The 13484-nt window shown below is 49.1% G+C and carries 12 protein-coding genes; all 12 read right to left on the bottom strand.

Annotated features, from left to right (window positions below):
- Window positions 1-52 precede the first annotated feature (52 nt).
- The gene (locus Psch_RS18210) at window positions 53-664 is read right to left on the bottom strand and encodes a CheR family methyltransferase (protein WP_190259212.1); all 612 of its coding nucleotides are present in this window, start codon (window positions 662-664) and stop codon (window positions 53-55) included.
- A gap of 45 nt (window positions 665-709) precedes the next feature.
- The gene (locus Psch_RS18205) at window positions 710-1207 is read right to left on the bottom strand and encodes a chemotaxis protein CheW (RefSeq protein ID WP_190259211.1); all 498 of its coding nucleotides are present in this window, start codon (window positions 1205-1207) and stop codon (window positions 710-712) included.
- 120 nt (window positions 1208-1327) lie between these two features.
- A complete protein-coding gene (locus tag Psch_RS18200) occupies window positions 1328-4519 on the bottom strand; it encodes a methyl-accepting chemotaxis protein (RefSeq protein ID WP_190259210.1) in 3192 nt (1063 codons plus the stop codon).
- A 179-nt stretch (window positions 4520-4698) separates the two neighbouring features.
- Window positions 4699-7005 (bottom strand): chemotaxis protein CheA, encoded by a 2307-nt coding sequence (locus tag Psch_RS18195; protein ID WP_190259209.1) that lies wholly within the window; start codon window positions 7003-7005, stop codon window positions 4699-4701.
- Window positions 7006-7262: 257 nt separating this feature from the next.
- A complete protein-coding gene (locus Psch_RS18190) occupies window positions 7263-7628 on the bottom strand; it encodes a flagellar protein FlaG (protein WP_190259208.1) in 366 nt (121 codons plus the stop codon).
- Window positions 7629-7645: 17 nt separating this feature from the next.
- Entirely contained in the window at window positions 7646-8131 is a 486-nt protein-coding gene (gene flgN, locus Psch_RS18185; protein WP_190259207.1) for a flagellar export chaperone FlgN, read from the bottom strand.
- Window positions 8132-8134: 3 nt separating this feature from the next.
- Complete coding sequence (gene fliS, locus Psch_RS18180; RefSeq protein WP_190259206.1) at window positions 8135-8530, bottom strand: flagellar export chaperone FliS; 396 nt, start codon at window positions 8528-8530, stop codon at window positions 8135-8137.
- Between the two features lie 23 nt (window positions 8531-8553).
- Complete coding sequence (gene fliD, locus Psch_RS18175; RefSeq protein WP_190259205.1) at window positions 8554-10068, bottom strand: flagellar filament capping protein FliD; 1515 nt, start codon at window positions 10066-10068, stop codon at window positions 8554-8556.
- Between the two features lie 462 nt (window positions 10069-10530).
- Window positions 10531-11178 carry a lytic transglycosylase domain-containing protein gene (locus Psch_RS18170; protein ID WP_190259204.1) on the bottom strand — a complete coding sequence of 216 codons (648 nt, stop codon included), beginning with the start codon at window positions 11176-11178 and terminating at the stop codon, window positions 10531-10533.
- Window positions 11179-11414: 236 nt separating this feature from the next.
- Complete coding sequence (locus tag Psch_RS18165; RefSeq protein ID WP_190259203.1) at window positions 11415-12647, bottom strand: flagellin N-terminal helical domain-containing protein; 1233 nt, start codon at window positions 12645-12647, stop codon at window positions 11415-11417.
- A gap of 136 nt (window positions 12648-12783) precedes the next feature.
- Window positions 12784-13011: a carbon storage regulator CsrA gene (csrA, locus tag Psch_RS18160; protein ID WP_134218401.1), complete on the bottom strand. Its 228-nt coding sequence runs from the start codon at window positions 13009-13011 to the stop codon at window positions 12784-12786.
- Window positions 12992-13444, bottom strand: coding sequence for a flagellar assembly protein FliW (locus Psch_RS18155; RefSeq protein WP_190259202.1), 453 nt, complete (start codon window positions 13442-13444; stop codon window positions 12992-12994). The genes csrA and Psch_RS18155 overlap by 20 nt, the downstream gene beginning before the upstream one ends.
- Between the last annotated feature and the right edge of the window lie 40 nt (window positions 13445-13484).

The raw sequence follows: 13484 nt of genomic DNA, 5'->3' as shown, positions 1-13484 counted from the left end.
CTTGATTAAACTAATTGCCTCACTATTAATGCCCCATCAAGAGCCTACCTCATTAAACGGTCTCAACTTTCCGGAACAACTGCGCGTCGGGCGCCACCTGCTCAAACAAGTGTTCAATTTCCTGCGGCATTTTCTGCGTCTGCTCCATGGCAAAGTAGCCGCCCGGCGCCAGGGCGCCATGGAACATCTTGATCACTTCAATCCGCTCGGAGGACTGGAAATGCAACAGTACATTCTTGCACAAAACCAGACTGAAACCGTACCCAACCGGCTGCAAGGAGAGCAAATCGTGCCTTTGGTAAAAAACCTTGCTTCTAATCAGCTCGTTGATCTTGAAACAGCCGCTCATCCCGTCCGGCTGGAAATACTTTTTAAAATAATCCCGCGGGATCCGCCTGAGAGCGTCTTCCTTATATACTCCTTCGAATATGCTCTTGCCAAACTGGTTGCTGGCATCCAAATCTGTGGCGTCAATATGAAAATTGCGGAAGGCAAAGTGTCCTAAATTTTCGGCAAACATCATCGCCAGGGAATAGGGTTCGGGACCCATGGCGCAGCCGGCGTCCCACACGCGGACCTTGCTGCGTCCGGCAATATATGGGACCACATGCTTAATAATCAGTTCAAGCGTGTGCATATCCCGAAAAAAATACGTAAAAGCCATTTTTCTGTGTCACCTGACCTCAATTTTTCTTCAAAGCAAGTGACACTAGTGATCATCTCCCTGAGTAAAATCAAAAAGCAATTGGTTGGCGTTTAATAAAATTATTACATGTTCGCCGGCTTTGCCCATCCCCTGGATAAAACGGCTGTTTTCGCCTCTTTTCCCCTTTGGCGGAGGCTCAATATCACCCTTGGGGATATCCAGGACTTCGGACACACGGTCGACAATCAGCCCCACCGATTGCTCGTCGATACAGATGACCACAATACAGGTACGATCGTCATAGGCGCGTTCCTCCATCTCGAAACGCAACCGTACGTCCATGACCGGGATGACCTTGCCGCGCAAGTTGATTACTCCCTTGATATAGCGGGGCACATCCGGAACTTCAGTAATATTCTGTATTCCGATTATTTCCATTACGTAGCGGATTTCGATGCCGAATTCTTCCCTGTTTAGAAAAAAAGTCAGAAACTTGTCCTCCTGAGTGTCCTCATCATCTTCTTCCAGGGGATCATCGTCCCATCTTTCATTTAAACTCACAGATTTCACCTCCTTAATAAACTCGATAGAAATATTTTTTAGTGATTCCTATCATTGGTTGGGGCAAGATGGCGCACGGCCAGCTTGCCCCAACCGGTATGGCAACGTTTAAATGGTTGTCTAAAAATTGCCGAATTCCGCATCGTCCAAAGGAATAATGTGTTGCGGCTTTACCCCGTCATCTTTTGTGGCGGCAACCTCCAGGGCGCCTGTCCTAACCGGTTTATTCTTGCTGCTCCAGGTTTGTTTCTGAGAAGGACGCGAGTGTGCCGCGTACGGCATTTGAGGGGCCCTACCTGCCGGCACACCCGGAGAAGCTTGTTTTTTAAGCTTAAACTTATCCAGCATTTGTTTTACTATCGCGGCCTGGCTGGACATCTCTTCGCTAGCGGCGGCCAGTTCTTCCGAGCCGGCCGAGTTCTGCTGCGTGACCTGGTCAACCTGATTTAAACCCTCGTTTATTTGCCCGATACCCAAAGCCTGCTCTTTCGAGGCAGAGGCTATTTCGCTGATCAGGTCAGTTACCTTGGTGGTGCCCAGTACGATTTCCTCCAGTGCCCTGGAGGTCTCCTCGGCGATCCTGGCGCCTACTTCGGTCTTCTTGATCGAGCCCTCGATCATCTCGGCAGTTTCCTTGGCCGCCTTGGCGCTACGCTGGGCAAGATTTCTCACTTCCTCCGCTACGACGGTAAAGCCCTTACCGTGCTTGCCGGCACGGGCTGCCTCAACCGCAGCATTTAAGGCCAGTATGTTGGTTTGAAAAGCGATCTCGTCGATTGCCTTGATTATTTTAGATATATTAGCGGCGGATTCATTAATGTCGCTCATGGCCTTGACCATCTGCGCCATCTGCTCATTGCCTTTCTCCGCGGTGCCTCTGGCCTGGGTGGCAAGCTGGTTGGCCTGCATGGCGTTTTCAGCATTTTGTTTGGTCTGGGAGTTCATTTCCTGCATGGAGGAAGTGAGCTCTTCCAGGGCGCCGGCCGACTCTGCCGCTCCCTGCGACAGGGCTTGGCTGGATTCAGACACCTGCCAGGCGCCAGTGTTTACCTGTTCGATAGCTATGGAAATCTGTCCCAAACTCTCATTAAGGTCGTTAACAGTTTTGTTAAGAGCATCTTTAATACAAGCGTAGTCACCCTTATAGTCACCGGTGATAGCAACGTCCAGATTGCCTTCAGCTATTTCCTGCAAGCATCTGACCGCCTCTTCTTTGATGATTTTATTAAGCGCTTCAAGTGTAGTATTGAGAGCATTTTTAATGATGGCATGGTCACCCTTATAATTACCGGCGACTCGCACGTCCAGGTTGCCGTCGGCCATCTCCTTCAGGCAACCGGCTGCTTCATGAATCGGGTTGATTACGGCGTCCATCATCCTGTTGACTCCGTCGATGATCTTGCGGTACTCGCCGTCGTGCCTGACCGCGTCGGCCCGGGTGTCCAGCTTGCCTTCCACTGCCGCCCCGGCCAGCATGTTGGCGTCACCGGCCAGCTTTTGGATGGCTTCTATCATCTTGATAAAACCGGGAACTAATCCGTCGTTTTCGCTTCTGCGCCCGATTTTCTTATAAACTTCCAGGTCAATAAGGCTACCGTTGCTGATATTAATTACAGTTTCACGAATTCTTGTCATCCGCGCATTAACATCATTGGTGGCTTTCTTAAGGTCGTCCCAGGCGCCGGAATATTCTTGATCCATCCTTTTGGTTAAATCGTTAACCGCCATCCGTTTCAGAACAGCAATAAGTTCATTCACCGGGTTGCATACGGCCTCCATCATGCCGTTCATGCCTCCCACCAGTTCACCCCAATCGCCGGCAAAAGCCGCTGCCTGGCCGCGGGTATCCAGTTTGCCGTCTTGGACGGCCTGGATAAGGTGTTCCACCTCTTTAAGCAGGCCGTTCACGACATCTATGCAGCCATTCAGGTTGTTCTTGACCTCGTTGAAGTCACCCTGGTAGGTATCCGTTATCTTCGGCGGAATGTTGCCTTTGCTGATCAGATCCACATATTCAGCCGCCACGTTTAAAGGCCCGATTACCGCGTCCAGGGTCTTGTTAACCCCCTCAACAACCTTGCGGAAATCGCCATTGTGCTTCGTCACATCGGCCCTGGTGTCGAGCCTGCCTTCCACTGCCGCCACTGCCAGCATATTGGCGTCATCCACCAGATTTTGGATTGCCTCCATCATCCCGACAATGGCAGGAATCAATTCGTCGTTGGCGCTTCTCTTTCCAACTTTCTTCAATTCGTGCAAGTCACTAAGATCGCCCTTGCTGATATTATCTAAAATTTCCTGAATGCGAGCTAACAGTGCATGGACCAGGTTTGCGGCTTCCTTGAGGTTGTTCCATGCGCCGGTATAATCCTTGACCATTTTCTGGCTGAAATCATTTACTGCCATTTTGCCGAAAACTGTCAGCATTTCATTAACAGGATTGGCTACCGCTTCAATCAGGCCGTTCATACCACCCAACAGTTTCCCCCAGTCGCCGGTATAGGCTGCCGCGTTGCCACGGGCGTCCAGCCTGCCGTCTCCGACGGCATTGATCAGGCTGTCTGCCTCATGAAGCAGGCCGTTTACGGCGTCAATACACGCATTCAGGTTGTCCTTAATCTCGTTGAAGTCACCGTTGTAAATGTCGGTGATCTTCGGGGGGATGTCGCCCTTGCTGATCCGGTCTATATACTCGGCTGCCACATTCAGCGGGCCGATTACCGCATCCAGGGTATCGTTTATACCCCGGAGGATCTTGCGATAAACACCGGTTGTCTTGTCGGGATTTGCCCTTATACCCAGTTTGCCTTCGCGGGCGGCGTTAATACCCACGCCGACTTCACCCACAAGGGTAGCTATCTCCTGGATGCAGGCGTTCAAGCTGTCTTTAATCCTATTGTAGTCACCGTTATAGCTTTCGGTAATCTTCGGCAGCGCTGTTTCACCCTTGGCGATATGCTCCAAATAATCAGTTGCCAAATTCAGCGGGCCGCTCACTGCGTCCAGGGTTTTATTAAATCCATGGATAACTTCCTGAAAATCTGATTTGACTTTTTTTGCATCCCCCCTGATATCCAGCTTTCCTTCCTGCGCCGCTTTCGTCACCCGGCTGCACTCTGCCGCCAGATCACTTATGCTGACGGAAATGCTGCAATGTAAGAAATACCCCATTGCAAGTACTAATGCGCTACCAGCGATAAGCGCCATCGCTAAATTTATCCCGGATAGCCACCAATAACCTGCCAGGCTGATTACCACGTTTAGAACAGTAATTGCACAGAATGTCAACATTACCTTAATTCCCAGTTTCATTAAGCGATCCCCCGTTCTTTCTTGCTGAAAAAGCAAATTGGCTTTACTTTTTACGCGCACCTGAGGGCCACTGAGTTAAGGACCTCGACTTTCCGCAACAATTGCGCGTCGGATGTCACTTGGGGCTCATCGTCCCATCTTTCTTATAAACTCAGATTTCACCTCCACAAAATAACATTTTAGTTATTGGCGCCTTCTGCAGAGTTAATCAAATCGTCTACGTCAAGGATCATACTTATATCGCCATCACCAAGGATGGCGCACCCCGACACGCTTTTGACGTGCCCCAGGTAACTGGACAGCCCCTTAATCACTATTTGCTGCTGACCCAGCACTTCGTCCACGAACAGGCAGCATTTTTTTTCACTATTTTCCACAACGACCAAAATTCCACTGTCAAGGCTCCGGCAGTCCGACGCTACACCATATAGTTCATGCAGGCGGATTACAGGCAAAAGTTCTCCGCGAATACTTACCACTTCCTGATTGTCCGGCATACAGGTAATCTGGTCGCCGGTAGGCTGCAGTGATTCCTTAATCGAATTGATCGGGATGGTGTACCGGTTGTGGCCAACTTTTACCACCATTCCCTCAATTATGGCCAGGGTCAGGGGAATGCGGACGGCAAATACGGTTCCGGCGCCTTTCATACTGCGGATATCCACCCTGCCTCGCAGTTTTTCGATATTGCGTTTTACAACATCCATACCGACACCCCTGCCGGATATGCTCGAGACTTTATCAGCTGTGGAAAACCCGGGTTCAAATATCAGCCGCCACACGTCCTCGTCTTTCATATCACGATCTTCGTCAATGACCAGACCTCGTTCTATAGCCTTTTGCAATATTCTTTCCCGGTCCAGCCCTCTGCCGTCGTCTTCTATGGTGATCCACACCTCTCCGGCTGAGTGCTTCGCTTCAATGGTCAATTGGCCCGACTCCGGTTTTCCCGCTGCGATTCGTTCTTCCGGCTCTTCGATACCATGGTCCACCGCATTTCGGATAAGATGCACCAGGGGATCGGAGATCTGTTCAATAATAGTCTTGTCTACCTCGGTCTCTTCTCCGATGATTTCCAAACTGACTTTCTTGTTTACTTTTTGGGACAGGTCGCGTACCAGACGCACCATCTTGCTGAAGGTTCCACTAAGGGGAATCATCCGCATGGACATCGCTACTTCCTGGATATCCCTGGTTATTTTATCAAGATGTAATACGGCCTTTTCAAATCGATCCAGTTGAAGCCCTTTCAAGTCCTGGTTATTGGCCACCATTGCTTCAGAAATAACCAGTTCGCCAACAAGGTCCAGAAGTTTATCAAGTTTTTCAAGATCTACACGGATTACCTGCTGCTGAGCGAGCCTTTTTTCTTTTGCAACGCCCGGCTCTTGTCTCTCTCCAGCTTTCGCAGCTTCTCCATGTGCAGGAGTATCCTGCTGCTGCTTTTCCTCTACTGAATGCTCCTTTATATTTTCTTCTATTTGCCAGTTTTCAAAGTCCCCCGGTTTTTCGAGACAGACCGGTTCGGATTCCTGCCCATCTTCACTTGCATCTTCGCCGGCGTCCCCGGCCATATTTTTTAAATACATGCATATCTCTTGTTTTCCAGATAATTCAGGGGTAATATTGTTTTCGATCTGGCGGACTCCGTCCCGCAGAACATCTATGGCAATCAGCAGGAAAGATACCGCCACCGCGTCACAAACTATGGCGCCTTCTCTGATCCTGTCAAGGAGCGTCTCAGCATGATGGCTTACCTCCTCCAGTTCCGCGTACGCCAAAAAGCCTGCATTGCCTTTAAAACTATGCAGATCGCGGAAAGCTTGACCGGCGCTTTCCAAATTATCCGGTGTCTTCTCAAGTACCAGTAAAGCTCTCTCTGCGTCATCCAAAAGTTCTATACTTTCTTCAACAAAACGCCCGGTCATTTCCGGGACAATAGACAGGTCCATTCCTTCCAAACTATCATGGGGGATGTTTTCACCGGCTTCTCCGGCGCCTTCTGCGGGGTCAGGAGATGTATCTGCATCTATGGCGACGTTTAAAGTCGGCTGTCCTCCGTCAATAGCTTGAATCGCTTTTTTAAAATCATCTATAATCACTTCCGCGTCGGCCTCGAAGCCTTCATCGCTTCGCTGCCGCTCTACTATATCCAAAATATTTCTGATAAAGTCACTGGTACGGATGAGCAGGTCAATATGCCCGGGCTCCAAAACAGCTTGTCCATTGCGAAAAATATCCAGTAAAGTTTCTGCTTCATGTGTTACCCTGATCACTGTTTGAAGATCTAAAAAAGAAGCCGATCCTTTTAATGAATGGAACAGACGAAATATCGCGTTGAGTATTTCCTCGTCAATTTTTCCGAAAGAGACCGCGTCCCTCTCCAAAGCTATGATTTGTGGTTCAACGTCATCCAAAAGCTCCCGGCTTTCAGTTACAAAACAATTTACCATTTCTAACTTTTCGTTCAGATCGTCGTCAAACATATTTATGGCACCTCTTCAGCAGCGATGGATTACCCTAAGATCAATGGACCGCCTGCCGGCCTTTCCCTCCGCATTTGCCAATCACATTCTTATATCCCACTAAAGACAAAGTTTCCTTGAAAAGCTCAAGGAAACCAACATGTCCGGAGATTTCCCGCCGTACCAAGCAAGCGTCAATAAACGACCACTTCCGGAGACCAAAGGAAACTTGCTTTATATGAGCGCTGCGGTGCCAGTGAAGTTCACCAGGCACAGCGTTAAATCAATTTATCGATAATAATCCCCAGCATCTTCTTCACGTTCGCCACAAAATCGAGGACCCGCTCGGGCGGAATTTCCCTGATAATCGAATCATCCTTGGTATTGATGACTCTTACCATTATTTCCCCACTGGCTTCATGGATACTGAAACGCAGTTCGGTACCGTATGTTTCCAGAGTCCGGTTTGCTTTATCAACTGCTTCTTCCAATACCTCAGGGGAAGAAGTTTTTTCAGACTCGTCCTGGCTTTGAAACTGCGACTTAACATTCGTCGGATTTGTTTCCTGCCTTTCCGGAAAAGTTTTTGTTTTCAGATCCGGCTGCAGGGGAAGGGAAGTGGAGTCAATACTCTGAACTTTCATTGTAATTCACCCCGGAACTATTTTTTTTGATCTATAAAATATCCGTCAGGCTGTAAGGCCGTCACGTGATAAGCTTTTAAGGATACTTTCCTGTCGCGTAAGGATTTTATACTTATTTTTAATTCCTCACACTTTGTGGAAATAGCTTGTCTATTGCTTTTATCCAAGATTTGCGTTTCCCGTAACAGCGCCTGGATGTCCCGCCGCAGGGCGTCGATTTTCTGCCAATCCGAGTTGTAAACGGTTTTTCCTGCCGGCCAGAACGTTATGCCGCATGCATCCAGGATTTTTGCTTCCGTCTGCAATAACTCAGCTTCAATTACAGTAATATCGTCGACGTACTTTTGCCTCTGCTTGACAAGCGTCAAAAGCTCCTGAACTTGACCTGGCTCCAATAACCCCGCTTGCGCGGCGGTCAATTGCAAAATTTCTTTTAACAGGTCTTTTTTCCTGGCCGTAAGCTCAACGGTCTCCCTCAGCCAGTCACGCACACCTTGTTCCATCGCTCATTGCCCGCTGGCCATATTGGGCTTAGACAGTTTCAGCGCCCCTGCCCACGTATTCCGCAAATCTTCCACCAGGCCCAGCGCCTCGCCTAAAATATCCTGATCTTTTTTCATATTGCCTTCCACTAAGCGCCTGTTTATGTAATCATACAGCGAGGCCAGGCCCGCCGATAATTCATAATCCATATTCAACGTGTCATTGAGATGGGTAATGATTTCCTGCGCCCGGACAATTGCGTTATGCGCCCCCTGGATGTTTTCTTCCCCGGCCAGTTTCATTCCCAGCTTGATAAATTTTATAGCGCCATTATACAGCATCAGGGTCAACTCTCCCCTGCCCGCGCTCTTCACTGCATTTTGCTGGTACTGCTGACATGGATTCGCACTATCGGCCATTGCGCCCTACCTCCCAAGCAATATTAGTCGGCGCCAAGCAGCGACGACAACGAGGCGCTCTGCTGGCTCAACTGGCTCAAAGCAGTCTCCAGGGCGGCGTACTGCTTATAATAGCGGGCCTCTATATTCTCCAGCCTGTCGTCCCACTCTGCAATCAGCTTGCTGTAACTGGTAATTTTCTTTCCCAAAACACTATTGTCCACCAGGCTGTAAGAGTCCTCGGCGCCTGCCTTATCGATAATCTGTTCGATTCCGCCCGTCAGATTATCATATAGCCTTACCGCCAGGCCTTTCTCGCCGATGACGTCGGAAGTCCTGGTAAACAGATCCATGACTGCCTGGGGATTGGTATCTATGGCTTTTTTGAGTTCCTCATCGTTTATTTTCAACTTGCCTTTTTCATAGTAAAGTTCCGTGGTGATCCCTATATCCGCCAGGCAGTTATAATCCACATTCACTCCGCTAACAACGGAAGATAAGCTATACCGCATGCTACGGACAACTCCGCTTAAAATGCTATCGTTACGCAGCAGACCGGTTTTGGCTATCTCTTCCCATTTTTCCTGCTGCTTCTCACTGAGTTCTTCCCGCTCGTCATCGGTTAAGGGCAGGTAATCGGTGTCTCTTTCTTCGAATAGTTTGGTGTTCAGTTTATCGATGGTGGTATTATAAAGGTCTACAAATGACTTAATGTTTTCATAGATCCCATCGGTGTCATTGGAGAGGGTGATGTTTACCGTTTCAGTGTCCGACGTGCCGGTAAGGGTATATGTCACCCCGGCAATGGTAAACCGATTGCTGGCTTCTTCCAGGGTCATGCCGTTATAAACAATTATGGCGTTGGCGCCGTTTGATTCCAGTGTTGGCGGAGTTCCGGTGGGGGTTCCAAGGTTCAATGAGGCAAACAATCCGCAAGGATCCGTAATATTTTCGAACTTCACCTGCGCAGCCGAGCCGGTGGCCGTGGAAGAAATAAACATGCGCTGCAGGGTCTTGTCAAAAACGGCGCCGACTCCGGCGCTGCTCCCGTCGGCGGTTTTGGCCCCGTTTATTTTGCTGACCAGCGTATCGATATTGTCTTGACTGGTGTCGATGGTAATACTTTCGCTGCCGTTTACTGTAAAAGTAACCGTGCCGGCAGCCAGGCCCAACTGATCCGCCAATGTCGTCTTGCTAGAATCAAAAGCCACAGTGGAAGCGCTGTCCAACCTGGCGTTGGAAGCCAGCTGGGTCACTCTTATGGTATTCGACCCGGCCACGGCAGAGTTGGCTACCGTGACCTTGACAATCCCTTCGTTTGAAGAGGTCGCTTTCTTGGCCAGGTAAGTACCCTGCAGCTTCATCTGAAAAACGCTGTCCCGCAGGGTGCGCAGGGAATTATTCAGATCGCGGTAATCGCTTTTCTGCCACTCTGCAATTTGTTTGTTTTGCTTGATTTTGTCCTGCTTCATACGCTGGACTTTCATCAAATCCGCAACAATCTGGTCGACGTCCAGGCCGGACCCGGACAAGCCAAAAATTCTATTAATCGAACTCATCGACTTTCCCGCCTTTCCAGGCCAACCCAAAGCCGCATCACTTAGTTTTAATACGGAATCGCATTAGCGGCATGGGTCCCTATTGTAATATTCCTATTTTATTTATCGGTTAAATTTATCTATTCTTTAATAATCATGTCAAAATAATGTGTATTCTTTTAGGCTGCTTATCTCCACTGTTCCAACAAAATCTTTTTCCCACCGGTGGTAGTGAGCGTTATACTAACATCCGTAACTTCAATACCTGTTTGGGGCCGCTCCGGCCCCTATGGCTTATGTTGTACGCATGCCGGTTGGGGTAATCAGCATCCTGGGAGTTGAAGAAATAGTAAGAAGGTTAGCCCCGGCCTAAACCGAACTAGCCTTCAATAATCCTATCGAAACAATTTACCAGTGTTTCCCTTTCTCTCTATACCAAAGTGTTTTATCACACAGCCTGCCGTGCTCCTGTCACCCCTGCCGTTAAACAGTATAGTTTAATCTGTTGCCCAATACCTTTTGGACGTAATCTCTGGTTTCCCGGTAGCCCGGTATGCCGCCCGCCTGATCAACGGCGCCGGGACCGGCGTTGTACGCGGCCAGGGCCAGGGCGGCGTTGCCGCCGTAGCGGTCCAGCATCTGTCTTAGGTACCGCACGCCGCCGTCTATGTTCTGGGCTGGGTCATAGGGGTTCCTGACTCCCAAAGAATATGCCGTTTCGGGCATGAGTTGCATTAAACCCATTGCTCCTGCTGGTGACTTGGCATTTGGGTTGAAATTGGATTCTGCCTGGACAACCGATTTAACCAGGGCCGGGTCGACGCCGTACCTTCCGGCCGCTTCCTCAATCAAAGCTTCCAGTCCGGCGCCGCCACGCGCCCCGCCGCCTGCGCGGCCGGTTAGCGGCGCCGCGGCGGCCTGTCCGCCGGACGGGAACCCGGAGGCCCCGTGCTGAAGACCCGTCGCGCCGCCGGATTGCGGCGGCGTCCGCAGGCCGATCCCGGCGAGAGCGAGACTGAGAAGCGAAACGAACTGATTTTCGCCTTCTGTTTTATGGACCCGGGCCGTTTTACCCTGCGCCGCGGCCAGGTATTCCAGCAGGAAAGCCCTGATGAGCGTGCTGATCTCCAACGGGAAAATCCTCCTAAACTTTGCTTAGAGAGCAGCCCCCGGCCTAAGCGCCCCGCATGACGGAGCGTGCTCTTTCAAGTGCGTCTTTTAATTTTCCTCATCATGTAAAGATGGTTGGCCTGTTAATTCCTTTTCACCAAACTACGAGAACCATCCCCCTGGTTGGACGCATGGTTAACAGTGTAAAAAAGGCCCCAGGACGAGCCTGAGACCCCTTTTTGGTTGTTTGATAGCAATTACCGCAGGAGCTGGAGTACACCCTCGGGTTGCTGGTTGGCCTGAGCTAACATTGCCTGAGCAGCCTGGGAGAGGATGTTGTTCTTGGTGAACTCCATCATTTCTTTGGCCATGTCTACATCACGGATACGTGATTCAGAAGCAGTTAAGTTTTCGGAAGCAGTACCCAGGTTGTTAATGGTGTGTTCTAAACGGTTTTGGTAAGCACCGAGTTTAGAACGTTCGGCAGATACGCTTTCGATAGCACTTTGGATAGTGGTGATAGCTGCGTCGGCCGATGCCTGGTCGGATACGTTGATACCGCCGACGGTGATATTCATGTCACCAGTGGCGGCTGCATCTAATGTTAATACAGTATCTCCATCTACATTTGTGAATGTTGTGTCATCAGTGGAAGTGGCAACAGTTTTGCCGTTGGAGTCTACAAGAGTAGATGCTAAAGCAGAAAATTTAATGGTATAAGAACCTGCTTCTAATCCACCATTAACGAATTTAGACGTACCAGTAGCTTCCCCATCTTTAATTACGATTTTTCCTGAATCTACCTCTTGTGTAAACACGATTGTTTCGCTGTTAGCCGAAGAAGTGTAAGTTAAGCCATCAGCAGTCGTAGCAACCACATTTCCATCAGCATCCATTAAATCAGTTCCAACAATGGTGTATACCCCGTCTACAAAATCAGTAGTACCTGACGGTGTAACTGTTTCAGTAAATTCCACATCACCAGCAACTCCCAAACTAAATCCTCTCATATCACCAATTGCGAAAGAAATTGACTGGCCTTCATTAGCTCCAATGTGGAATTTACCACTAAAGCTACCATCTAACAGGCTTTTGGTGTTAAATTCGGTAGTATTACCGATACGACCAAGTTCTTCAGTTAACTGGTTAACTTCTTTTTGGATTTCGGCACGGTCAGTAGCGGTCAGAGTGTCGTTAGCACTTTGGTCAGCCAGTTCACGCATACGTTGCAGAATGGAGTGGGTTTCGTTCAACGCGCCTTCTGCAGTCTGGATTAAGGAAATACCATCTTGGGCGTTGCGGGTAGCTTGGTCTAAACCACGCACCTGGGCGCGCATTTTTTCTGAGATGGCCAGACCTGCCGCATCATCACCGGCGCGGTTGATACGCATACCTGATGATAGTTTTTCCATTGATTTTGAAGCTGCAGCATTACCGGCATTCAACTGACGATAGGTATTCAGCGCCGCAATGTTGTGATTGATAATCATTTTCATTCCTCCATGAATTTTTCTTTTTACACCGCATCCATGCGGTTTGAGCAAACCGGGTCGGCCGCCCCGGTTTTGTTCTAGTATATATATCGGCGGTAAACGCCGGAGGTTTAGTAATCTAGGTGGATTTCTTTTATTCTTTACTGTTATTCTTCAGAAAACGTATTACTTCTTCAGTACTGGTAATGGCCTTTTTATTTTCTATTTGCAAATCCCTATATAATTCTTCACGAAAAATCTCCATATCCGGGGGGGCTTCAATGCCCAGCCGTACTGTTTCCCCGGTAACTTCCACCACAACCATTTTAATATCCCGGCCAATCATGATTGACTGCCCTTTTTTACGCGCCAGCACCAGCATCTTTGCGCTCCTCCTTTTTAGCCCCGCAGTTTAAAGGGGTGCGGAGGGAATACTTCTGATCATTTAAGACCACCTGTTTGGCCAGCAATTTTTCTCTGTTTATGATTATCGGCGCCAGCAGATTTACCGTAGCCGCACCATAACCCTGGCTGGTGTTTACGGTACATAAAACCGCTACCTGGTTCTCGTCATCTATCTTAAGTTGGCCGGCTATTTCTTCGCTAAGCTCAAACTCATAATGCTCAAAAAAAACATAAGGATTGACCAGCAATAATCCAATCTCCTGCTGTCCGGCAGCTTGCAAGAAACCAAAGGGAGAATCCTGGCCCAACGAGTTCAAGGTAAATTCGTGATAATCCTCCAGCCCTGGTAATCCCCAGGGAAATAGTAAATTTTCATATTGCCGGTTATTAACCCGATCAGCGTCTGCCACGCTCCACCCTCCTTGAGCAAAAAGTGACCCTGCGGTCACT

Origin of the sequence: Pelotomaculum schinkii (assembly GCF_004369205.1) — a bacterium.
GTDB classification, from domain to species: Bacteria; Bacillota; Desulfotomaculia; order Desulfotomaculales; family Pelotomaculaceae; genus Pelotomaculum_C; species Pelotomaculum_C schinkii.
This window is presented reverse-complemented; position numbering and strand designations above follow the sequence as displayed.